Genomic DNA, 24217 nt, shown 5'->3' with positions numbered 1-24217 from the left:
CAACCGGAACGTGATTTTTTACCCGTTATGGCAAACTTTCGGTGGAATTTCAGGCAGTGTCGGTCAGCCAGTGCCGGATCTGCTGCAGAATCCAGGGGCCGTCGTCCAGCGGCAGATCGTGGCCAGCCCGGGGATGGGTGCGCAGGGGCCAATCCCAGCGCCGGGCCATGCGCTCAGAACACACCGGATTCACCAGGCGATCGCGGGCACTGTTCAGCACCAGTACACGATCGTGGGGGCGCCGCCGTGGGGCCGCATAGCGCGCTGCCGCCAGCAACTGGCGCAGGGCATTGCGGCGACGGGTGGGGTGGGTGGTGGCGTATTCTGTCCACTTGCGCGCCAACGCGGCTTTGTGGGGATAGAGGTTACTGGAGATGTCCAGGATCAGTTTTTCCCGGGAATACGGGTCACGCTGCAGCAGCAGGTTTTTCAGGATGGCCGGGTAGTTGGCCGGCTGCAGTCGATCAAACAGGGTGCCGGCGTCGCGCAGGGAGGAATTGATGATGACGGCGCTGGTGACCTGCTGGCGGTGACGGTGCATCCATTCGATGGCCACCATGCCCCCCAGGGAAATGGCCAGCAGGTTCACCGGCCCCATGATTCCACGCACCTGCAGTTGCTGCCGGGCCGATTCCATCATCTCCCGCACGGTCAGCGGACTGGGGCGATCACAAAGGACACCGTTGCCCGGCAGATCCAGGGTGTGAACCCGGGCCTCTGGAAAGGCTTCAGCAAAGCGCGCCGGAAACTGTTCCCAGTGTTTCTGCTGGCGCACCAGCCCCCGCAGCAACACCCAATCCCCGCTCACATGGAGGCTTCCGCTCATCGTGCATCCAGCCCCAGATTCACCACCCGCCCCTTTAAATCCCCACTGCGGCTTTTGCTCACGGTGACCCGCGCGTGATCCAGTTGCAACACATCCACCAGATGCTGCTTGATGGCCAGGGCCCGGCGATCCGCCAGCGCCAACAGGTCGGTATTGGTGATGTTCTGCTGTGCCGCCACGTCCTCGTACATCCCCTGGTACACGGCGGCCTCCAGCGCATCGCCTTTCAAGTCCGGTTGCGCGGCCTGCAACGCATCCTCCCGCGCGGACTCATCCGCCAGCTTCAACTCGTCATTGAGGTTTTCGATGGCCCGGCGGTTGGCCCGTACAGTCCACCAGTCCTGATCACCGGCTTCTTCCCGCAACTCCTCCAGGGACATTTTACGGACCTCAGCCACCCGCTCCTGGATGCGCAGTTTCTTCAGCATGGGCGTATCCTCCTGCGGGGAGGCAGCCCCACTGAACGTCACCACCAACTGCGGGCGCTGAGCCAGGGCTTCCACCAATTGCTCCAGGCGCGTCTGATTTTCGGCCGTGAGCGTGGCAAAGCCGGCATCAAAATCAATGGCCCCCATGTCCTCACCGCTGCCCACCAGAGACCCCAACAACTGGAATGGCGAGGTCGCGGCTTTCACCAGCACATTAATAAAGGCTTTCAGAATAATCCCGGACACATTGAAACCGGGATCGTCCAGATCGCCGGCCACACCCACATCCAGGTCAATCACACCGTTCACGTCGCGCAACAAGGCCAGACCCAGTGCCACCGGCGCATCGATGGCCTCATCATTGGGCACTTCCTCCCCCAGGTACAGTTGATCCGCCACCAGTTTGTTGCCACCCTTGAGCTTGCTGTTATGCAGCGAGTAATCCAGATCCAGGTTCAGTTTTCCGCTTTGCAGGTTGTAGGCAATGAACTGGGCGGAATAGGGTGACAGCGCCGGCATTTCCAAACCCTTCAAAGTACTTTTGAATTCAAATCCCGGCTGCTGGGCAATGGGGTCCAGGGTGCCTTTCACACTGAACGGCGCATAACGATCAATTTTACTGGTGAGGAAAAACGGCACCGGCTGTGTACCGTCGCTGGCCACGGTGTCCAGCTTGAAATCCAGATTGTGCAGGCCGGTTTTGAATACCGGTGACAGACTGCGGTCTTCAAACCGGGTCAGGCCGTTGAGGATTTCCACCTTGGTAATGCGGTACTGCCAGTCCGGGTTGGATTCGTTGGTGTCCGGCGCGGTGTCTTCGGTCGAAGCCTCTCCACTCCCCGAGGTTGCAGGCTTGGTGATGGTGGCCCAGTTCATTTGCTTTTCCGCGTCGATCGCCAGCAGCAGGTTGGGCTCCGTCAGCACCAGGCCGCCCACCTGCACATTGCGGGCCTGGGTATCCAGATTCATGTCCTGCAATTGCAGTTGTTTAAACTGCACCACCGGCTTGCCGGTGCGGGTATCCTCCGCCTGAAACCCGTCCACCGTCAGCGCCAGTTGCGACTGGATGGGCATGTCACCCTCAGTATCCAGGGCGATATTGCCTTCCAACTGCAACGCACCTTTCTCGATGCGCAAATAGGTTCCCAGCTCAACGTATTCGGAGAACGCTGGCAACGGCAGGTTCGCCAGCCCGTAGTTCAGCTGCATTTTGAACGGCACCAGGGTCATGCTGCCCTCCACCGTTAATTCCCCCTGCTGGTCCAGACGTGCGCTCACGGACACCGGTACGGTTTCCCCTTCGGTGAGGGTCAGGTTCTGCAGCTCCACAGTCAGGGCGGTAACGCTGTGACTCTGGGTGATGCCCGGGTTCTTGTCGGAGAAATAAAACTCGCCCTCGGCCAACGCCAGGCTGTTCACCACCACGCTCCAGGGCGCGCTTTCCTCCTGCTGATGCGCGGGTGCCTGCTGCTCGATATTTTCCTCCACCACTTCCTGCACCAGCAGGTGCTCAAAGCGGGGCTTGCCGTTTTCATCCAGCCACTGATGCAGCACCGGGCCGTCCACCCGTACACTGGCGATCGTCAGGCGTTGTTGCAGCAAATCGAATTCCACTCCGCCAAGGGTGATGGCGGAGACCCGGGCCATGGGTGGGTCCAGAGTGCGATCATCCAGCGCCAGATCGGTCACGCTCAGTTGCTCAAGCCTGGCGGTCACCGCCACCTCTTCGCCTTGCTGTTGTACTGCCAGCGCGCCGTTCAGCGCCAACTGGCCATCCGCCACTTTGATGGGAATCACGTTGGTGACAAAGTCACTGAACTCCTTCAGCTCCACACCACTGGCATCCAGTTCCGTTTCCACCAGCAGGGGATCCACCCGATACTGGCCCGCCATTTTCAGGGCTCCACCACCGGGAATGGCGGCGGTGATATTGAACGGGTTCAGGTGTTCATCACCGGTAGCCAGGTAAAGGTCAGAGAGTTCAATGGTGACGTTATCCATTTCGCTGCGAGCCGGCTGCGCGCCACTGAAGTCCGTGAAACGAAAGAACCCGTCATTGATGGCGGTGCGGGAAATTTCCAGGGCAATACCGGTGCTGTCCGCGGACGCCGCTTCCTCCGCCGTCTGCTCCTCGCTGTCTTCAGTCGCCGCGAACCGTTCCAGAATGTCACTGAAATTGAAGCGGTCACCGGTTTTATCCAGATTCACCACCGGCTTGTCCAACTGCACGGCTTCCAGTTTGATTTCCCAACCGAACAGGGAGCCCCAGGGGGTGAAATTCACATAGAACTGGTCCCAGGCCAGCAAAGGCGCATCCGGTTTATCCGGTACGTAGAGGCCGAACACCCGCAGCGACAAATCGAAGGGGTTGTACTCAAAGCGCTCCACCGTAATGTCGCGCCCCACCTGTTGCGCCACGTCGGTTTCCACCACCTGCTTGAGCTTGCCCGGCAGGTACAGGTAGGACAGCGCGATGTAGAGCAGGTAGAACAGAACCAGGGCGACGAGCGTCCACTGTTGCCAGCTGAGGTGTTTCCAGCTGAGTTGCTTGAGACGGGCGGTCAGGGTGGTCACGGGCACAGCTTCCTTGTATCACGGGGATGGCTTGCTACAGAATCGAATAGAAACTGTGCCCATTATACTGATTTATGATGCGGAGTCGTGACAGGTTAGTTTCCCGGTCAGAAGTCGAACCCCACACCAATGTGATACACCCAGGGGTCCACCGTCACATTGACACTGGCATCCCCCACTTCCGCCGGACTGTAGGTGGGCAGGTCCGGCGTCTCCACCCAGATATTTTTCACCGTGGCTTCGGCTTCCAGGCCGCCGATGAACTTCACATCAAAGTTCACCCACCAGTCCTTATAGAAGTTGTACTCCACCCCCCCCTGCACCACATAACCGAGCACATCGTCGATCTCCAGTTCCGGCTCCCCCACCGCCGTCAGCACCGGATTGGTAACCTCGGCATCGTAGGTGATCATATAAGACAGGCCGCCGCCGATGTAGGGTCGCAGGGGTTTGTCCATCAGAAAGCGATAAACCACCGTCACCACCGGCGGCAACACCTTGCTTTCCCCGAACTCGGAGCCCAGTGGCTCCACCCCGGTGGGTATATTGCCCAGGGCATAGGGGGCGATGGATTCGTCCTTGAGGGTCCCTTCCGCCTCAAACTCCACCGTAAAGGGCAGCGCCAGGATGGTTTCGATGGACCACTGGCCCCGATCCCAGGGCAGGCGATAACCTACAATGGCCGAGGGGAAGCTCACCGGATTCACCGATGCCCCGGAGCCCTCAATAGGGCCGCTGCTGATGGCCAACGTGGTGGGCGAATCCGAGGGCACGTCCAGGCTCACCTCGTCGCTGGAGGAATCCGGTTGCAACGAGGTGTATCCGGCCCGCAAATAGAAGGGTTTGGCACCCGCTTCCAGACCCAGCGTCTTGGTTTTAAAACGGTCCCAGTAATTGGCCTGGTCCTCAATCTGGCCTTCACTCTGGTCCGCAACCGGTTGCTCTACGGCCGCCACCACCGGGCCACTGCTGATGGCCGCCAACATTACCGCCAAACAGGCGGGTGACATTAACCTATTCATGCTCGCCTCCTTATTTGCGGCCTTTGAGTGGGTTACCGATTAATCGCAACTGCATGGCGTTGGCCTCAATGGCCATCTTGATGGCGCCGTTGCCCGCGATGGAGGAGACGTTGATCACCAGTTCGATGGCGCCGACATTTATTTGTTCGATCAGGATGCGGCCGTCCTCCAGGAAGGTAATGGGTCCCTTCACGATGGCCGTCAGCGGCAGGCTGTGCAGGTTGTGATTCACTGCAATCAGGCCGCCCAGTAATGGAATATCCACCTCGATCTCCATGTCCGGGGCATCCATATACAGGTCGAGCTGGGCAATAAACTGGGGCTGGTCCTCCCCCGCCTCCTGCACAATGTAACCGGTCACCGGCTCGCCACCGGATTGCCGCAGGCGCAGGATGCTGAGCCCGGTTTCCACATCGGCGATGGGAATGGTAATCCCCAGCACCCGGGCGGAGGAATCCATGGTAATGGAGGTGCCATACAGGATGCCGGGATGCACCTGCACCGGAATCTGGCTGTCGCCGGTCAAGGTCATGCCCCAGAGAGCACCATCAATGGCGAGGGGTTCCGGTTCCCCCACGGTGACCGGCAAGGCACCGCTGAGGTAGATGTTGGCCTGGGGAATCACGCTGCCGCCGGGCTGATCCAGGAACTCAGCGCGGGTAATGATGCCGTTGGTGATGCCGTCCAGGTCCAGGGGCACAATCACCACCCCGGCACTGTTCTCGCTGTGCCCGGTTTCGCTGCCGTCCACAAAACCATTGCCGTTGAGGTCGGTGTAGGGCTGTAACTGCAGGGGCAAAAAGACATCGTTGTTGGCCGCCACGGCGGTGAAGGTGTTGACGATGTTGCCGCCACCGGCGTCCCCGGACCGGCCACCATTGAGGGGGTCGGGATTCAAGGGGCGCCCGTTGCTGCCGCAGATTTCCCCGGCATCACAGCTGGTATTGCCCCCCGGTACCAGAGTTACCCGGTATTGGGTACCTTCGCTCCAGGGTTGGGTGGGCGTGAACGTGAAACTGCGGGTGTCGGCGATCAGGGAGCCTTCCACCACCCCCACACAACTGCCGCCACTCAGTTCTTCAATGCGCACCGCACCGCTGCCACAGGCGCTGCCCAGCACCAGGGTAGAGGCATTCATGGGCTGGGTGAAATACACTTCCAGATGACCATCCGACGGCAGGGTGAAAGGCAGGTAGCGCTCATCCCCGGAGTTGCCACCCACGCAGCGCCCGGCAAAATTCGCGTCGCCACCGGTGAGGTTACAGGCGGCACCGTTATAGATACTGGTCACCATGGGGCCGACACTGGTGGCACCCGGGTTTTCCGTGTTGAAGGTGATCACCCCGCTGCCGCCGGTGGCGTCCCCCACATCCAGGGACAGCCCATTGCCGGACAGATCCTCCAGAGCACCCAGGCTGATCTGGTACTGCTTGTTGTAGCTGAGGGGCGTATTGGGTTGCAGCAGCACGGTGCTGCCGTCCCAGGCCAATTGGAAAGGCACGGCTCCCCCATCGGTGACATTGGTCAGCACGATCTCATCCTGGGGGTCCACGCCGGCATTGTTGATGGGTTCGCTGAAGATCAGCGACAACTCGTCCCCCACCGGGAAATCCGTACTGCCGCTGGCGGGGTAGGCCGCAGTGATCACCGGGGCGGTCAGGTCCGGCTCCGGCACGGACACCAGGTCAGACTGGATGCCCAACACCAGATGAGCGGGGGCCTGATCCAGGCCCAGCAGATCCATCTCCAGAGTGCGCACGCTTTCGATGTACAGGGTGCCGTCGCTGATGCGGGCGGTACCGGTGGCCTGGATATGGGGAATGGTCTGGTTCAGCACCGCATTGCCGGTGGGGTCTGCACTGGTGAGTGCCAGATCGAAAATCAGGTACACAAACACCGGCGACTTGGCGTCATCCACCTGGGTGCTGTAGGGCCGATAGGGATTGCGATCCATATAGCCGGTCACATCGGTGATGAAACTGGCGGTGATGTCCCCGGTCTGCAGGTTGGCGGGCACCGCGCCACCCAACGCCAGGTCCAGGCCGGTGATGGGCAGCGAGGCGCCCTTGCGAATCACAAACGGAATCAGGCCGCCAAAGGCACTGGGATCGGCCAGGCGCGCCTCCAGGGTGGCATCCCTCAGATTGATGTCATTGCTGCCGATAAGGGGCGAATACAGGTCGATGGCGTTGAGCGGGCGCCCGGTCAGCCGCGACGTCTGGGGAAAGCCGGCCTCACCAAAGGCCGCCGTGGTATTGAAGCGCTGGGTGATGACGCAACCGCAGCTGTTGGAATCCTCGGGCACCATCTCAAAGGTCACCGGATTCACGGTTTCACCATTGAGGTCAGTGATGCCGGCGTTCAGGCGCAGGCGGTAGGTGGTGCCGGGAGTCAGGTCTGACTCCGGATCAAAGCTGATGTGCTGCTTGCGCACCACCAGCGAACCGGGCACCAGGGTTTCGGTAGCACCGTCCACACTGACAAAGGCAAAGGGGCTGTTGGCCACATCGGTGGCGTCAATGCGTACGGTTTTCTCATCCAGGGGCTCACTGAATTCCACCCGGATGGTGGAGAAGTCCATCATGGGGTAGCGGGGCTCAGGGGGTGACGGCAGGATGGTGGAATAGACATCCGGGTCCTCGCCGTTAATGGCGGTCACCGTGGGCGCCACACTCGGTACCGGGTCGGTGCGGCTGGTGAGGAAGGTCACCAGGGGCGAGCTGATGGAAAGGTTGGAGGCACCGCCGCCGATCACTGCACTGGAGACATACAGCTCGTAGCGGGTGCCCTGCTGCAGCTGATCGGTTTCGAACTGCACCACCGCACCACTGACACTGGGCGCGATGGGCACCACCGAGTTGCCGGGTCCGATCAGGCAGAAGTGGCCACTGACATTGCCGCTGCCGTCCACACTGCAGGCGGCCGCCACCGCCGCGGCACTGGCATTGCGACTGAAGGTGGCATAAAACCGCGTGCCCAGTGGCACATCCGTCTGGCCATCCAGAGGGTAGGTGAAGATCACACCGTGGGACAGGGCCGGCGGTTCATAGGCGTCACCGCCACCGCCGCCGCCACAACCGGCCAGCATCAACAGCGCCGGCAAGGTACATCCGATCAGGAATTTGGGAATTGAAAACTGCTTCATAAAGGTGGGACTCGTTACGTTCACTTGTGCTTGTTATGAGGCGCTCCGCCAGCGAAAGATCCTGACCATCCCTGGTCGAGATTTGATCAAATCAGGTTCTTTAAATATGGTAGACAAGCTGAATATTCGCCAGTTTATTGGGCACAGCGAGGGCGGGCGCTCTTGATTGAAGCACTGAATCGGTAGACACTAGGACGTTGTAGAGCCAAAAAGAATAAGCAGAGGGCGGAAATGAATAAAACACTCATGATGGGCAGCCTGGTGTTGGCTAGCCTAATTTTTCAAGGTTGCACCAATACCGTTAAATACGACGACACTCCCGCCGCCAAAACCGTCCAGAAAGAGGTCAAGGACGACGCCATCAGCAACAGCGCCGTGGCCATGCTCGAAGCCATGCTGGCGGATGAACAGGTCCAGCAGGCCACCAAAAGCTCCCGCCCCAAGCTGGCGGTGTTCGGCCTGATCAACTTCACCTATGACAAAGTGGATCTGGCGTCCATCAATGGCCAGTTGATGAACGAACTGAATAAGGCGAACCGCTTCCGCTTTGCGGACCAGGGGGCCATGGCTAAGGAAAGCGAGCGCTGGAAAGGCAGCCTCTACCAGCTGTTTGAAGACGCCACCAGCGGCGAATCCCTGGCCACCGCCGTGGACGCCGACTATTTGCTGGTGGGGGAAATCAGCAACGTCATCCGCACCGAGCCGAAGCAGAAAAAGACCTTCTACCGGGTCAGCCTGAAACTGCTGGACCAGGACAGCGGGCAATACATCTGGCAACAGCAGCAGGAGCTGTTGAAGAGCGAGAAGAGCATCGTCTACGGCATCTGAGCGACCTTAGCAGGGCCTGTCCTGATCCGGGGCAATCTCCATCACACACATTGGCACCGCCACCCGCACGTCGCGGTGCTGATCCAGCGCCCGTAATCCAAACACCAACAGCGCCAGCAACAGCACCGTGGTATACCATTCATTGCGCCAGCGCGGCCGGGTTTCCCACTTCATGATTCACTCCTGAAGACATTGCATTCCGCTTCAGTAAACGGCGCCGGTGTGGCCAGGGCAGGCCGAACCCGTGCCCAGGCACTGATCAATTATGATGAATTGTGGCAGGCACTCCCGCCCCGGGAGGACTGAGGTACACTTAGGCCATCCACCCTTGCAACAGCAACCCCATTGGGTAACCGAGGTTATGGCCAAACACATTGCACTGATCGAAGACGAAGCCGCCATCCGCGAAAACTACACAATGTTCCTGCAAAGCCAGGGCTATGACATCAGCACCTATGACTCCCGTCCCGCCGCCCTGGCCGGATTGCGGCAGCGGCTGCCGGACATGGCTGTGATTGACATCGGTCTGCAGGATGAAATTGAAGGGGGCTTTGATCTGTGCCGGGAGCTGCGGCAAATGGCCCCGCACCTGCCGATTCTGTTCCTGACCGCCCGCGACAGCGAGCTGGACGCCATCTCCGGACTGCGGCTGGGGGCCGATGACTACCTGACCAAGGACATCAGCCTGCCTCACCTGTCCGCCCGCATCACGGCCCTGTTCCGCCGCCTGGACGCACTGAACCAGCCCCGCCAGGAGGACAACCGCCTGCAGCGCAGTGCGCTGCTGATGGACCTGGACCGCTTCCACGCCCGCTGGCAGGAGCAGCCCCTGGACCTGACCCTCACTGAGTTCTGGATCGTCCACGCCCTGGTAAAACACCCCGGCCACGTGAAGAACCGGCAACAGCTGATGGACGCCGCCAGCGTGGTGCTGGACGACAACACCATCACCTCCCACATCAAGCGCATCCGCCGCAAGTTCAACCAGATCGACCCCGCGTTCGACGCCATCCAGACCGTATACGGCATGGGTTACCGCTGGCATCAGCCGGGCCTGGGGGATTAACGCTTGCGACTGCGCACCCAGCTGCTGCTGGTTTCCCTCACCACCCTGTTGTTGCCCTGGGCCGGTTGCCATTACGCCCGGGAAATGGAACAGGCGCTGCGGGAAAGCCAGCGCCAGGCCCTGCAGCAGCAAGCCGGTGTGCTGGGTCAGCTGGTACAGACCAGCGAGCTGCCCGCCAATTTGCCGGGTGCTGTGTTTTACACCCCCCGCCGCTATCAACCGGTGCAGGTGGACGGCTACGGCGACGACTGGCAGAGCCACCCGGTGCACACCCTGGCTCCCGGTATCCGCTTGCAGCAGGCCCTGTTCGGGGAACGCCTGTACCTGTTCGCCCAGGTGAAGACGCCCCGCATTCACTACTTCAACCCCGGGCTTGAATTCGACCGGAGCGATCACCTGCGCTTCACCACCCACGATGGCCAGGTGCAGCGGCAGTGGGTACTGTTCACCAGCGGCCCCGGGCAATTGCAGGCACAACAATGGTTCCGCCAGCAAAAGAGGCTGCACCCCATGCAGGACATGCAGGTCTGGTGGCAGGAAACCCATGACGGCTTTAATGTGGAGCTCAGTGTCGCGGCCCAGGACCTGCTCTCGCACTTGGTGCTGGAATTTTACCAGGCCGACGCCAGCGGCCCGGCACAGCGGGTGGCCACTACCCTGCAACCGGAGCGGGGCTGGGGGGATTTCTGGCTCAAGCCGCTGCCGGCTCTGGCCCCCCTGCTGCAGGCTCAGCGCACTGAGGAGCTGGACGCCGTGGTCCTGAGTCCGGCGGGATGGCCCCTGTCCCCACAGCAGGACTGGGTCTCCCACCCGGTGGACATTCCCCCCCCCACCGACCCGGAAAACCTGCTCAACCAGGGCCTGGGCCGCTTCTATCGGCTTTTGATCGACCTGCTGACCCCCAGTGGCAGCCAGCAGCCCTGGCCCCTGGCCCAGGAAGAACTCAGCGCCAGCCAGGACCGCTTTCAGCTGGACAGCCTGCAACTCCAGCATCGGCCTCAGGCCGGTTGGTACCAGCTGCCGGAGCGACAACAGTCCGCCCTGCTGGTGAGCCAGCCGCTGCTGCATGAAGGCAACCTGCTGGGCTACCTGCTGCTGTCCCAGACCGGGGAGGCCCTGATCAGCCTGACCAACGAGGCCCTGCGCCGGGTCACCACCCTCACTCTGGGAGTGCTGGTGCTGGTGATCCTGATCCTGGTGCTGTTTGCCAGCAGCCTGTCCTGGCGCATCCGCCGGCTCAATCAGGCGGCCCGGCAGGCCATCAGCCCGGACGGCCGGGTAGCGCCCTTTGCCGCCTCCCAGCGGGCCGATGAAATCGGTGACCTTTCCCGCAGTTACCAGGATCTGCTGCAGCGGGTACGGGGCTATACGGACTACCTGGAAACCCTCAACGGCAAGCTGGCCCACGAACTGCGTACCCCCCTGGCCATCGTCAAATCCTCCCTCGAGCTGGCCCAGACCCAGGCGGACAACGCCCCCTATCTGCAGCGGGCGGAAGAAGGCATTGAACGCCTGCGCCAGATCCTGTCCGCCATGAGTGAGGCAAGCCGGGTGGAACAGACCATCCAGCACAGTGAGCGCAGCCGTTTTGATCTGGTGCCCCTGCTGCAGGACCTGACCCGCGCCTATGGGGACACCTACCCCGGGCACGAGTTTTACTGCGTCATTAGCCCCCCCAGCGCACCCGTGGAAGGCAGCCCCGAGCTGATGGCACAACTGCTGGACAAACTGGTGGATAACGCCCGCAGCTTCACCCCGGCCGGGGGCCGCATCGGCCTGGGACTGGAGCAACAACAACAGCGTTGGCAGCTGTGGGTGCGGAATGAGGGGTCGCAGCTGCCGGCGGGCCTCGGCCAACAGCTGTTCGACTCCCTGGTGTCCCGCCGCGACGGCGGCCGCAAAGGCGACGCCCCTCACCTGGGACTGGGGCTATATATCGTGCGCCTGATCGCCGAAGCCCACGGCGGGCAGGTGCGAGCGGCGAATCTGGCGGATGGACGGGGGGTGGAATTCTCTGTCTCCCTGCCGGTTTAGGGTCTATGCTTAAGCCTGCACAATAGACAAAAAAACAACGAGATAGCCCTATGTCCAACCACAATGAGTCCAGCCACGAAGAACGCCGCAGCGCCCCCCGCTCCCCCATCGAGGACACGCTCTTCATCGAGTCCATTTCCTCCCACCAGATCAGTATGGTGGAACCGGCTACCGCCAACGCCATCAATGCCTCCCACACCGGCCTGCAGGTGGAACTGGATTTTGCGGTGCTCGAGCGTGCAGAAATCGCCCTCTGGATCAATTCGGACGCCGGTGACCGTACCCTGATCAGCGGCATCGTGCGCTGGATTCAACCCACTGAACGGGACACCTACCTGGTGGGCATTGAGCTGGACGAGGCATCCGTACCGGCCATCAGCAGCTGGCTGGAAAGTATCCGTTAACACAGCTTAACGTAACTGCAGGCAAGGGATGCTTGCCTACCCCCCCTCCTTTTGATCAAATAGCCAAAACAACAACAAGTACCCGGCGTTCACTTCACAACGTCCATAACAAAAGCACCAAGAGGGAGTTTCATGAAGACCCTAATTGCACTCACCACAGCGGGGATACTGCTGAGCGGTTGCAGTAGTTCTGTGGTTGATCCTCAGGATGATCCTATCGTAACGGACCTGACCGGCAAGCCGGTGGAGTACGTGGAAAAGAAATTGGGCCTGCCCAACAAGCGTGACGAGACCCGTTCCGGGGCCATGGTCTGGGTTTATCTGGACCGGGAAAAAGGCATGAGCGCCAAAGAGTGCTCAGTGACCCTGTCCATTCGCAATAAAGTGATTGAAAACGTGGTGGTGAAAAGCGACGAGCAGTCCCTGTTCTCCATCATGAGCAGCTCCTGCTCCCGCATCCGCAAGGATCTGGGTTTGACTTCCTGATCACACCAACGCTAACGGGGCCAGAGAGGACCCCGTTAGCGTTGACATCAATCCAGAGCCTGTGACAACACCTGACGGAAGCGCTTGCCGTACTGCTCCCGGTCAGCACTGCGCACCGGGCCGATGCCCGCCCACTCCACCTGTAGCTGCTCGATCAGCTGGCGACTACTGACCGCTTCACTGCGATGGGTCAAGCCATCATTCAAGCGGTTGATCTGCAAGGCCATACGCTGCGCCTGATCCTGCGCGGGGGACTCCACGCCGGCAGCGATTTCCAGCTTCAGACACAGCTCATGCAAACGCGCGCCATTGCGGTCCAACGCCTCGGCAGAGGGTCGGTCCCCCCCCTGCAGTGCGGCCAGCACCTGCTCATAACGGGTCTGCAGCAGCGTTTCCGCATCCGCCGGCAGGTTTTGCTCGCTGTTCCATTCCGCCTCCGGGGCCCCCTCGAACGGCTCCCCCTGGGCTGAGTTCAACAACGTGTCTTCCAGCTCATCGCACAGTGCGGCGCGGCGCCACAACTCCTTGAAGCCCTGCTGCCGCAATGCGCTTTCCGCACTCAGCAGGGCCGCCTCAAACTGGGCACACACCTGCTGATAACGGGCCTTGAGTCCATCCTGCTGCTCCCGGGGTAATCCCCCCAGATCCTGGAATCGCTGTTTCAACTGCCGGAATTCCTGGCGCACGGCGGCCACATCAGTGACATCCCCTTCCGCCAGTTGCTCGATCTGTTCACACAGGTGTTCCCCGTGCACCAGGTTCTGTTCCCGTTCTTTCTGGAATTCTTCGCGCTGCTGATCACGGCGCTCAAACACCCGGTCACAGGCGGCACGGAACCGCTTCCACAGGCGGGCGTCATCCCGCCGCGCCACCAGGCCCACCGCCCGCCAGTCCCGCTGCAGGCCCTTGGCCTGTTCGATGGCGTCCGCCAGGCTGTCCAATTCCACCAGTGCTTCCACCGCCTCAATCAGTTGCTCGCGGCGGGCTTTATTGCGTTCAAACTCGCCGTGTAAACGCTCCCGCAGCTGATCCAGCAAACCGTTAAAACGCTCCTGGATTTTTTTGCCTTCCTTGCGTTCCACCGGCGTATACAGGCGCCACTCGTTCTTGGCGGTTTCATAGACTTCGTTCACCGCTTTCCAGTCCGCATGCTCCCAATCGTACTGCTGCAGATAGGTGTCCAGCTGATCGCAGACGCTGCTGCGTTTTTCCAGATTGGCCTGGCGCACTTCCGAAAGTTTGTCGAAATAGCCGCGACAGGGCTCATAGGCTTTGTCGGCGGCGGCACTGAAGCGCTCCCACAATTCCTTGTTGCGGCCCTTGTCCGCTTCCCCCAGGCTGCGCCACTCGTCCTGCAGCCGGCGAATTTTATTGGACAGGGCCTGGGGGTCCAGGTCGGCCTCCACCAGCGCTTCCATCTCTGTGATCAGCTCTTCTTTCTTCGGGGTGGCGACAAAGCCCTGCCAGTCCCGCAGCTCATTCACCTGCACCGTGAGTTCCCGCAGCTTTTTCTGGTAGCCAGAGGCCACTTTGATGGGCAGGTGCTTCACCAGCTGGCTGGCTTCTTTCAGCAAGCGGTTGGCGGGTTTCAAATGACCCTGCTCGATCTCGCTGGCGAGTTCATTGAACATGGAGCGGATGTTGTGAATGGCCTCTTCTTCCATGGCCTTGGCTTTGGTTTGCAAACGGCCGAAATGATCCAGGGCCTGCTGGTGCAGTTTCAACGATTCCGGCCACGCCAGCTCTTCCGGCCACTTCAAGTCGCCCAGGGACTTTTCCAGATCTTTCTGCTTTTGCTGCAAGGTGGCCATGGTGGCCTCCTGCAAATCCAGCACTGCCGTGGCGCTGTCGCGGATGCGTTGCTCCCGTTCGCTCAGACTGCGCACCGCATCCAGCGCCCGTTGCAACAAGCCATGAATGCGACTGAAACGCTTGCGTTCATCCGCGGCCGGCTCCACCACCGCCGCGGCTTCCTCCCAACGGGTTTTCTGGGTATTCAACAGCGCCTGCAGGGCAGGAATATCCCCCGGCTGCAGCACCGCAATGGAACTGAGCTGGCGCACCGCTTCTTCCAGCTGTTCGCAGGCGGCCATGCGTTCCTGCAGGGCTTCCCGCTGGCGCCGGGTTTCTTCCGCCAGGCGATCCTGTTCGTTGTGAATGTCATCAATGGTGGCCTTGCACAGGGCGTAGGCGCGATTGAAGCGCTGCACCGCTTCGTTGTCCGCATGGTGTTGCATGCGCTGCCATTGTTTCTGCAGGTGCTCCAGCTTGGGGCCGTACAGATTGTCATAGGGCAGGCGGGACAGGGTTTCCAGGTTCTGGCACAGCTCTGCTATCTGCTGCTCAATGGAGGCTTCCTGCTGCTGTTCCGCCCGCAGGCCATTGAGCTTGTCCTTGCAGATGCGCCACACGGATTTGTCTTTGCCTTTACTGGCCTTGATCACCCGTTCCAGCACATCCTCGCTGTGCAGGCGTTCCGCGGCCGCCTGCCGCATCTGCGCCAGGGGCAATTTCACCGCGTAGGCTTCCAGCACGGTTTCATCGGCGATGGCCGCCAGGGCCAGTGTTCCCAGCTCGACGCTCTGGGTCTGCTCCACAATGGCCGCCAGGGCATGGCTGTCCAGCTCCCGCACCATGTCCCGCACCACCGGGTCCAGTCCGCTAGCGTTATCCGACAACACCGAAATCAAATGTTCGATGGCGGCAAAGCGCACGCCGCTGTCTTTCTCCTGTTTGATCAGGGTCAGCAGTTTTTCCCGCTGGGGAATCCGCTTCATGGCCGCCAGGCGCACGTCATTCTCCACATCGCCTTTTGCCATCAGCTCAAGGATGTGAAAGTCGTTTTCATCGCTCACGTTCAGATTTTGCAGGGCCTGGATACGCACCTGCGGTTTGGCGCTCTGCCATTTGGGTTTGAAGAGGTTTTTAAACATTTCGTATCGTCGTGCTAGTTACGTTGATAGGTCACAATGCTGTACGCAATTGCAGAGTCGGTGCCGGCGGGAACATCTTCGCGTTCGATCTCCTGCCAGTCATCGGGATTCAATTCAGGAAAAAACGTATCCCCTTGCGGGGACAGGTGTACTTCGGTGATGTAGAGACGATCCACCCGATCCAGCGCCTGCCGGTAGATTTCAGCGCCACCGATCACCACCACCTCATCCTGTTCCGGGGCATGCTCACGGTTGAGGCGCTGAGCGGTGCTGATGGCGGCATCGAGCGATTGCACCGGGTAACAGTTTTCCGGCAGTGAAAGTGGACTGCGGCTGATCACCACATGGGGGCGCCCGGGCAGCACCCGCCCCAGGGAGTCAAAGGTTTTCCGACCCATGATGATGGGCTTGCCCAGGGTGCGGGCTTTGAAGTACTGCAGCTCCGCCGGTATGTGCCAGGGCATTTTGTTGTCCAGGCCAATCACGCCGTTGTCGGCCTTGGCCACGATCAGGGAAATCATAACGTACCCCCCTTCTTAAATAGCCACCGGTGCCTTGATGTGCGGATGGGGATCGTAACCCACCAATTCAAAATCCTCATACACGAAATCAAACAGGGAGGTAACCTGCGGATTGATGTTCATGGTAGGCAGGGGGCGGGGCGCGCGGGACAGCTGCAGTTCTGCCTGTTCCAGGTGGTTCAGATACAGATGCACATCACCGAAGGTATGCACAAAGTCCCCCGGCTGCAGGCCACACACCTGAGCCACCATCAAAGTCAACAACGAGTAGGAGGCGATATTGAACGGCACGCCCAGAAACACATCGCCGCTGCGCTGGTACAACTGGCAGGAGAGTTTGCCGTCCGCCACGTAAAACTGGAACAGGCAATGACAGGGCGGCAGGGCCTGTTTGCCTTCCGCCGCATTCTGCCTGGGCGATTTGCTCACGTCCGGCAGCACCGCCGGGTTCCAGGCGCTCAACACCAGGCGCCGGGAATCCGGATTGCGTTTGATCTCATCGATCAATTGCCCCAGTTGATCCACTGCCGCGCCGTTACCCGCTTCCCAGCAACGCCACTGCTTACCGTACACCGGACCCAACTCGCCGTTTTCATCGGCCCACTCATCCCAGATGGAGACGCCGTTTTCTTTCAGGTACGCAATATTGGTTTCGCCCCGAATGAACCACAGCAGCTCATGGATGATGGATTTAAGATGCACCTTCTTGGTGGTCACCAGGGGAAACCCCTCCGCCAGATTGAAGCGCATTTGATGCCCGAACAAACTGATGGTGCCGGTGCCGGTGCGGTCACTTTTGGTCACGCCCGTCTCTTTAATCAGGCGCAGAAGATCAAGGTATTGTTTCATGATGCCGTTTGCTTTCCGTTACGTTTGCCATAGGCCAGATACAACAGGATCAGCCCCACCGCGATCATGGGCAGCGACAGGATCTGTCCCATGGTGAGCCAGTTCAAGGCCACAAAGCCGATGTGGCCATCCGGTTGCCGTACGAATTCCACCCCGAAGCGGAAAATGCCGTAGAACAGGGCGAAGAGGCCGGATACCGCATAACGTGGCCGCGGTTTAGCGGAGAAGAACCACAGTATGCAGAATAACGCCACGCCTTCCAATGCTGCCTGATACAACTGTGAGGGATGACGGGGCAGATTGTCTATATGGGGAAACACCATGCCCCAGGGAACATCGGTGGTACGCCCCACCAGCTCACCGCCGATGAAGTTGCCGATGCGTCCGGCCCCCAACCCGATGGGCACGATAGGAGCACCGAAATCAAGGATGTCCCAGATATTCTTCCGGTACTTGCGGGCGAACAACCACATGGCCAGCATCACCCCCAAAAAGCCCCCGTGGAAGGACATGCCGCCGTTCCACACTTTCAGCAGGATCAGGGGATCACTGAGGAAAGCGGAAAAATTATAGAAGATCACGTAACCGATGCGCCCGCCCAGGATCACCCCGAGGGCACCGTAAAAGATGACATCGCTGACCTGTTCCACGGTCCAGCCTGAATTGGGTTGGCGGGCGCGGCGGGCCAGCAACCAGTAACCGGAGGCAAAACCGATCAAATACATGATGCCGTACCAGCGCACGCTCAACGGGCCCAACTGGATCGCCACCGGATCGATTTCCGGGTACATCAACATGGCGGGATTCCTTTTTAAAATGCGATCAACGAAAATGAGTTTGCTGTGGGCTATTATATGTTCAGCTGCTGGCCGGCCCACTGAGGCAATTAAGCAGGGGCCCTAGTGTACACCAATCAACGGCTTTCTAAACCATGTGTCTGATTCTGATCGCCCTCAACGCCCACCCGGATTACCCCCTGGTGGTGGCCGCCAACCGGGATGAATACTTTGCCCGTCCCACCCGGCCCGCGGGCTTCTGGCCGGAAGCCCCGCAGCTGCTGGCCGGGCAGGATCTCAGCGCCGGCGGCAGTTGGCTGGGGGTGACCCGTCAGGGGCGTTTTGCCGCCCTCACCAACGTGCGCGACGGTCGCCGGCCGGAACTCACCGACGCCATCAGCCGGGGCCATCTGGTAACCGGATTTCTCCGCGGGCAGGCCACGCCCGGAGACTACCTGGCGCAACTCCAGGGAGAGCGCTACAACGGCTTCAACCTGCTCTGTGGCGATGGCGGCCAACTGCTCTATCACTCCAACCGGCAACCGGGGATCACGTCACTGCCCGCCGGTGTCCACGGGGTCAGTAACGGCACCCTCAACACGCCCTGGCCCAAACTGGTCTCTGGCAAACAGGCGCTGGCGGACTACCTGGCACACCAGCACACACTGCATGCAGACGACCTGCTGGCGATCCTGAACCATCGGCAACCGGCCCCGGAGGCCCTGCTGCCGGACACCGGCGTCGATCCCCACTGGGAAAGGCTGCTGTCCTCACGCTTTATCGAAGCCCCCGCCTACGGTTACGGAACCCGTTGCAGCACCCTGCTGCTGCAACACCTGGATGGCCGTATCGAGTTCATCGAATGGGATTGGGATGACCAGGGCCGCCTCAGCGGCAGGCGGGATTACTGCTTTACACCGCAGCAAACCGGAACAGCCTAAATCCACTAGACCAACGCCTTTACCGCCCCTTACAGAGCGTCCATGGACTATATTTAAAAGGTTGAACTCATTCCACGGAGACAAAGTTGCCGAGACTCAGGTTCCACCTATGGGGAATGGTGTTGTTGTGTCTGCTGCCATGGACTCCGACCTGGGCCGCGGCGCCCCTGTTGATTGAATCCCCCCACCAGGAACAATTCAACCTGGCAACGGCCGTCAGCGTCTATCGGGATGAATCGGGCACGCTGGATTGGGAGGCCGTCCAGGCGTTGCCGGAGTCCGCCTGGCAAGGGGTGCAGACGCCGATCCCGGCGTTCGGCTTTGATACCACGCCCTACTGGTTTCGCTTCACCCTTCAGAACCGCAGTGGCGCTGCCTTTGACGGGCTGCTGGAAATCGCATACCCCATTCTGGATCACGTGACCCTGTACGAAGTGAGCGGCCCCAAGCCATCACAGCCGCTGCAACTGGGGGACACCCTGCCCTTTCACCAGCGCCCCCTGGACCATCACAATTTTGCCATTCCACTGCCGTTGGCCGACGGCGAGGAACGCCGGTTTCTGCTGCGGGTGGAAACCGAAAGCTCCGTGCAGGTGCCCCTGTACCTGTGGGAAAGGGACGCATTTTACAAAGCCCGCCAGAACACGCTGATGGGCCATGGCCTGTATTTCGGCATGCTGATTGTGATGATTCTCTACAACCTGTTTATCTTCATCACCGTACGCCACCCTTCCTACATCTACTACGCCCTGTCGGTCACCGGCATCGGCCTGTTTATGGCGGCGTTGCACGGCTTTGGCTATCAGTATTTGTGGCCCACATTGCCGCGGGCAAACCAGTGGGCTCTGGTGGCCTCGTTGGGATTCTTCGGCATCTTCGCCTGCGCCTTCACCATCTCATTGCTGCACCTGAAGAAGAACAGCCCCCGCTATTATCGCCTGTTGCTGGCCCACGCGATCCTCTATGTAATGGTATTCCTCAGCGCCTTCCTGATGCCCTACAAGCTTGCCATCCTGTTTGCCATTGTGGTGGGGCTCACCGCCTGCGTCAGCGCCCTCCTCTCCGGCGGCTACACCCTCTACCGCGGGCTGCGCGAAGCCCGTTACTATGTGCTGGCCTACGGCTCCCTGATGGTGGCCAGCATCATTATCTCCCTCAACAAAGTGGGCATCGTGCCGCGCAACTTTTTCACCGAGAACTCCATGCAGATCAGCTCCATGATGGAAGTGATCCTGCTCTCGTTCGCCCTGGCAGACCGCATCAATCAGGAGCGACGCAAAAAATACGAAGCCCAGAAGCTGGCCCTGGAGAACGAGAAGCTGGCGCGGGAAGAGCGGGAACGTTATCTCAAAGTGGAATTCAACGCCCAGGTGGAGGAACTGAACTCGCAAAAGAAAATCATCGAGGCAGAAGCCGAAAGCCGGGCCAAAAGCGAATTCCTGGCCACCATGAGCCACGAAATCCGCACCCCCATGAACGGTGTGCTGGGCATGGCGGAACTGCTGCAGGATACGGAACTCAACCCTCAGCAACAGCAATACCTGAACGTCATCAACAGCTCCGGCAAAGCCCTGCTCAACATCATTAACGATGTGCTGGATTACTCCAAGATTTCCGCCGGCAAGATGCATCTGGAACAGATCGACATTGAGCTGGAAACCTTGATGCTGGAGTGCGTATCGGTGTTTTTCGTCAGCGCCGAGCGCAAACAGCTGGCGTTTCTGGTGGAATTGCAGCAAGGGGTGCCCAACCGGGTGCTGGGTGACCCCACCCGACTGCGACAGATCCTGCTTAACCTGTTGGGGAATGCCTTCAAATTCACCCAACACGGTGCGGTCACCGTGACCGTATCGGTGATCGACCAGGAGAGCCCCCAGCTGCAATTTGAGGTCAAAGACACCGGCATCGGCATCCCCGCCGCCATCAGCAAAAACCTGTTCAATCCGTTTGTGCAGGCGGACTCCACCACCACCCGCCAGTTCGGTGGCACCGGCCTGGGGCTGACCATTTCCCAGCGCCTGGTAGAACTGATGTCCGGCCAGATCAGTGTCGACAGCCAGGAAGGTCATGGCAGCCGCTTTCGCTTCCACATCCCCCTGCTGCAAGCACCTGCCGCCCCCCCGACCACGCCCCAGGACAATCCACAACGGGAGGCCGTCCGCCAGTATCGGGTGATCCTGGCCGACCGCTCAGAGGCGTTCCTGGCAGTGATGCAACGCCAGGCCCGGCAGGAGGGCGTGACGCTGCTGACCGCGTCCACGACCGGGGAGCTGATCCGCCATTGCCAGGCCACTGCGGACGATGCCGACACCGTGCTCTTGATCGGGCATCAGCTGGCGGACGCCAGCGGCCTGGATGGATTACGCCGGCTGCAGCAACAGGGGCTTGCCCGCCAGTGCCGACGCCTGTTGCTGGCACCGATGCGGCCGCGCCCGGAGCGGCTTGAGCTGACATCCGCCGGCGTGCAGCACGTGATCCAGCAACCGGTGATGTGGAAACAACTGCGGGATACCCTCAGCGATCTCCACCGGGGGCGCCTGGACAGCCCTTCCCCGGAACCCGTTCATCCGACCCCGGTCCAACGGCACCGGGTACTGGTGGCGGAGGACAACCAGGTCAACCAGATGGTGGTGTCCAAAATGCTGGATAAATTGGGCCTGGAGTACGAACTGGCAGACAATGGCCGTCATGCCCTTGACCTGCTGCGGGATTACGATCGCTTCGATGCGGTGTTGATGGATTGTGAAATGCCGGTGATGGATGGCTACGAAGCCACTCGTCTGTTGCGCCAGCAGGAGGCCAAACTGCAGCAATCCCATAAGCCGGTGATCGCCCTGACGGCCCACGTGTTGTCCGAGCACAAACACAAAGCAGAACAGGCAGGGATGGATGATTTTCTGTGTAAGCCCCTGGGCTACCAGGCACTGGAGGAAAAGCTGACCCGGCTGTTGCCCCCGCAACAGGGGCCCCATTCCGCCGCCGGACTGTAAAGCGCACAGGGCTGTGAAGCCCCGGGGAGCAACCTAGCGGGCCTGGACCTTGGGTTCCTGGGAGGAAGTGCCCTGAAACAGGGTGGGACGGATGAAATTACCCAGGCCGGCCCGATCCAGCATCAGATCCACATGGCTTTTGATCACCGCGGCATTGTCCATTTTCCAGACCTGGGCCAACAACTCCTGGGCCGCGTCCATACCCACTTTGCGCAACACCCATTTTACCCGCAGCAGGCTGGTGGCACTCATACTCAGGGTTTCATAGCCCATGGCCATTAGCAGTACGGCCGAGCAGGGGTCACCCGCCATTTCACCGCAGATGGACACCGGTGTACCCTCGGCTTTGGCCGCGTCAATGATGTGTTTCAGGGCGCGCAGCACCGAGGGATGGAACGCCTGGTAAAGACTGGCCACCCGCCGGTTGTTGCGATCCACCGCCAGCAGGTACTGGGTCAGGTCATTGCTGCCCACCGACAGAAAATCACACTGCTGCACAAAATCCTGGATCTGGTACACCGCCGCCGGTACTTCAATCATCACCCCCACTTCCGGCATCTGCACATGGGCACCTTCTTCCAGCACCTCCAGATAGGCCCGGTGAATCAGGTGCATGGCCTCGTCGATTTCCATCACCGAGCTGACCATGGGCAACATGATGCGCAGGTTGTCCAGGCTTTCACTGGCCCACAGCATGGCGCGGATCTGCACCAGGAAAATCTCCGGATGATCCAGGGTGACACGAATGCCGCGCCAGCCCAGGAACGGATTGTCCTCCTGAATCGGGAAGTAGGGCAGGGATTTGTCGCCGCCCACATCCAGGGTGCGCATGGTCACCGGCGCCGGGTAAAACGCCTCCAGTTGCTGGCGGTAGATTTCCATCTGTTCCAGTTCACTGGGGAATCGGTCCCGCACCATGAACGGAATTTCCGTGCGGTACAGACCCACACCTTCCGCACCGCGCTGCAGGGAGATATTCACATCCGCCATCAGGCCGGTGTTCACAAACAGGTTGATGCGATGGCCGTCGGTGGTTTCGCAGGGCAGGTCAGTCACCGACTCCAGTTCCTTGGACAGCTCCGCCTGCTCGCTGATGATGGCCTGGTACTGGCGCAACACCTCCGGCCCTGGCTGCACAATCACTTCGCCGCGATGGCCGTCCACAATCAGGTTGAGCCCTTCCAGGCGGAACAGGGGAAATTCCCCCACCCCCACCACGGTGGGGATGCCCAGGGAGCGGGCCACAATGGACATATGACTGTTGCTGGAACCGTGCAGGGAGACGATGCCGGCAATGCGCTCGCGGGGGATATCCACAAAGATGGTGGGCGTGATGTCCTCCCCCACCACGATGGCCCGCTCCGGAATGGGGGCGCTCAGGGTTTTGGCTTCCTGCAGATAGGCCAGGATACGCAGCCCCAGATCCCGCACGTCCGAGGCCCGGGCCTGCAGATAGGAATCCTCCATGGCTTCAAACGCCGCCACGTGCTTCATCACCACTTCCCGCAGCGCACCCTGCACCCAGTTGCCGCCCTGCACGTGGGTGCGGATTTCCCCGGCCAGGGCGTTGTCGTCCAGCATGCGCTCATAAACCTGGAACAGGGCCTGCTCTTCCGGCGGCAGGGTCAGGGAGGCTTTCTCACTGAGGGCGCGGATGTCGGCCCGCACCCGCTTGAGGGCATCATTGAAGGCTTTCAATTCTTTACGGATGTTCTTCACCGGCCGGTCCGGCACGGATTTGAAGTCCGCCGCCGGGTACACCACAAAGGCGGTGCCGATGGCCACGCCGATACAGCCCACCACGCCGTCAAACTTGGTGGTGACGCCCCCCATGGTATTGCCGAAAATGCCGTCGATGGCGCCGGTGGCCTCCGCATGGGCCACCACTGCGGCCAGCTGGGCCGACAGGGTTACCAGGAAGGCTTCCTCCTCCTGATCGAAACGGCGCCGGTCCCGTTGTTGCACCACGATGACGCCCAGCAGCTTGCGATGATGAATGATGGGCACACCCAGAAAGGAGTGGAACGGCTCTTCGCCGGTTTCCTGCAGGTAACGGAATTTGGGATGGCTGGGGGCGTCGTCGAGGTTGATGGGCTCTTCCCGCATCCCCACCTGGCCCACCAGACCTTCGGAGAAATGCAGGGTGGCCATACCCACCGCTTCTTTTTTCAAGCCTTCGGTGGCCATCAGGATATAGCGGTTGGCGCTGTGATCCAGCAGATAGATTGAGCACACTTCGGTGCCCATGGAAAGACGTACCCGTGCCACCATCACGTTCAACGCAGAGGATAAATCCGGAGCGGAATTCACCTCCTGTACTATACGTCTTAAGGTTTCCAGCATAGAAAAGCTCTCGCAGCCGACGGTCCTTCCCAGTACGCCCCCTGGCGTGCC

General features: G+C 60.5%; 17 protein-coding genes. 7 read left to right on the top strand and 10 right to left on the bottom strand.

Going from position 1 to position 24217, the window contains the following annotated elements; translation table 11 throughout:
• Positions 1 to 49: 49 nt before the first annotated feature.
• From D9N14_RS03100 to D9N14_RS03085, 4 genes are all read right to left on the bottom strand, one after another.
• Positions 50 to 826, bottom strand: coding sequence for an alpha/beta fold hydrolase (locus D9N14_RS03100; RefSeq protein ID WP_290576774.1), 777 nt, complete (start codon positions 824 to 826; stop codon positions 50 to 52).
• Positions 823 to 3828: a DUF748 domain-containing protein gene (locus D9N14_RS03095; RefSeq protein ID WP_290576771.1), complete on the bottom strand. Its 3006-nt coding sequence runs from the start codon at positions 3826 to 3828 to the stop codon at positions 823 to 825. Before D9N14_RS03095 ends, D9N14_RS03100 begins: the two co-directional genes overlap by 4 nt.
• A 107-nt stretch (positions 3829 to 3935) precedes the next feature.
• A complete protein-coding gene (locus D9N14_RS03090) occupies positions 3936 to 4850 on the bottom strand; it encodes an OmpW/AlkL family protein (protein ID WP_290576769.1) in 915 nt (304 codons plus the stop codon).
• Between the two features lie 10 nt (positions 4851 to 4860).
• The gene (locus D9N14_RS03085; protein WP_290576767.1) at positions 4861 to 7995 is read right to left on the bottom strand and encodes an Ig-like domain-containing protein; all 3135 of its coding nucleotides are present in this window, start codon (positions 7993 to 7995) and stop codon (positions 4861 to 4863) included.
• Between the two features lie 231 nt (positions 7996 to 8226).
• Here D9N14_RS03085 and D9N14_RS03080 point away from each other — a divergent pair, with 231 nt between their 5' ends.
• Positions 8227 to 8823 carry a hypothetical protein gene (locus D9N14_RS03080; RefSeq protein WP_290576765.1) on the top strand — a complete coding sequence of 199 codons (597 nt, stop codon included), beginning with the start codon at positions 8227 to 8229 and terminating at the stop codon, positions 8821 to 8823.
• A gap of 6 nt (positions 8824 to 8829) precedes the next feature.
• Here D9N14_RS03080 and D9N14_RS03075 read toward each other — a convergent pair whose 3' ends face one another.
• Positions 8830 to 8997, bottom strand: coding sequence for a hypothetical protein (locus tag D9N14_RS03075; protein WP_290576763.1), 168 nt, complete (start codon positions 8995 to 8997; stop codon positions 8830 to 8832).
• Positions 8998 to 9184: 187 nt separating this feature from the next.
• Here D9N14_RS03075 and pdsR point away from each other — a divergent pair, with 187 nt between their 5' ends.
• The 4 genes from pdsR (at position 9185) to D9N14_RS03055 (ending at position 12813) form a co-directional block, all read left to right on the top strand.
• A complete protein-coding gene (pdsR, locus tag D9N14_RS03070; protein WP_290576761.1) occupies positions 9185 to 9889 on the top strand; it encodes a proteobacterial dedicated sortase system response regulator in 705 nt (234 codons plus the stop codon).
• A 3-nt stretch (positions 9890 to 9892) separates the two neighbouring features.
• Positions 9893 to 11923, top strand: a complete 2031-nt coding sequence (locus D9N14_RS03065; protein WP_290576756.1) for an ATP-binding protein — start codon at positions 9893 to 9895, stop codon at positions 11921 to 11923.
• A 50-nt stretch (positions 11924 to 11973) separates the two neighbouring features.
• Entirely contained in the window at positions 11974 to 12327 is a 354-nt protein-coding gene (locus tag D9N14_RS03060; RefSeq protein WP_290576754.1) for a PilZ domain-containing protein, read from the top strand.
• Positions 12328 to 12459: 132 nt separating this feature from the next.
• Positions 12460 to 12813 carry a hypothetical protein gene (locus tag D9N14_RS03055; protein WP_290576752.1) on the top strand — a complete coding sequence of 118 codons (354 nt, stop codon included), beginning with the start codon at positions 12460 to 12462 and terminating at the stop codon, positions 12811 to 12813.
• 47 nt (positions 12814 to 12860) lie between these two features.
• On the opposite strand, the gene D9N14_RS03050 is transcribed toward D9N14_RS03055, so the two are convergent.
• The 4 genes from D9N14_RS03050 to lgt are packed head-to-tail and all read right to left on the bottom strand — an operon-like array spanning position 12861 to position 17913.
• Positions 12861 to 15746 (bottom strand): DUF349 domain-containing protein, encoded by a 2886-nt coding sequence (locus tag D9N14_RS03050; RefSeq protein WP_290576750.1) that lies wholly within the window; start codon positions 15744 to 15746, stop codon positions 12861 to 12863.
• 14 nt (positions 15747 to 15760) lie between these two features.
• Positions 15761 to 16267 (bottom strand): dihydrofolate reductase, encoded by a 507-nt coding sequence (locus tag D9N14_RS03045; protein WP_290576748.1) that lies wholly within the window; start codon positions 16265 to 16267, stop codon positions 15761 to 15763.
• Positions 16268 to 16282: 15 nt separating this feature from the next.
• Positions 16283 to 17116, bottom strand: a complete 834-nt coding sequence (locus tag D9N14_RS03040) for a thymidylate synthase (protein WP_290576746.1) — start codon at positions 17114 to 17116, stop codon at positions 16283 to 16285.
• Entirely contained in the window at positions 17113 to 17913 is an 801-nt protein-coding gene (gene lgt / locus D9N14_RS03035; protein ID WP_290576744.1) for a prolipoprotein diacylglyceryl transferase, read from the bottom strand. Before lgt ends, D9N14_RS03040 begins: the two co-directional genes overlap by 4 nt.
• A 134-nt stretch (positions 17914 to 18047) precedes the next feature.
• Between lgt and D9N14_RS03030 the strand changes: the two genes are divergently transcribed.
• Entirely contained in the window at positions 18048 to 18833 is a 786-nt protein-coding gene (locus tag D9N14_RS03030; RefSeq protein WP_290576742.1) for an NRDE family protein, read from the top strand.
• Between the two features lie 125 nt (positions 18834 to 18958).
• A complete protein-coding gene (locus D9N14_RS03025; RefSeq protein WP_290576740.1) occupies positions 18959 to 21823 on the top strand; it encodes a 7TM diverse intracellular signaling domain-containing protein in 2865 nt (954 codons plus the stop codon).
• 33 nt (positions 21824 to 21856) lie between these two features.
• Here D9N14_RS03025 and ptsP read toward each other — a convergent pair whose 3' ends face one another.
• Entirely contained in the window at positions 21857 to 24166 is a 2310-nt protein-coding gene (gene ptsP, locus D9N14_RS03020) for a phosphoenolpyruvate--protein phosphotransferase (protein WP_290576738.1), read from the bottom strand.
• Positions 24167 to 24217: the final 51 nt, after the last annotated feature.

The organism is Ketobacter sp. (assembly GCF_003671495.1).
In the GTDB taxonomy this organism is placed as follows: Bacteria; Pseudomonadota; Gammaproteobacteria; order Pseudomonadales; family Ketobacteraceae; genus Ketobacter.
This window is presented reverse-complemented; position numbering and strand designations above follow the sequence as displayed.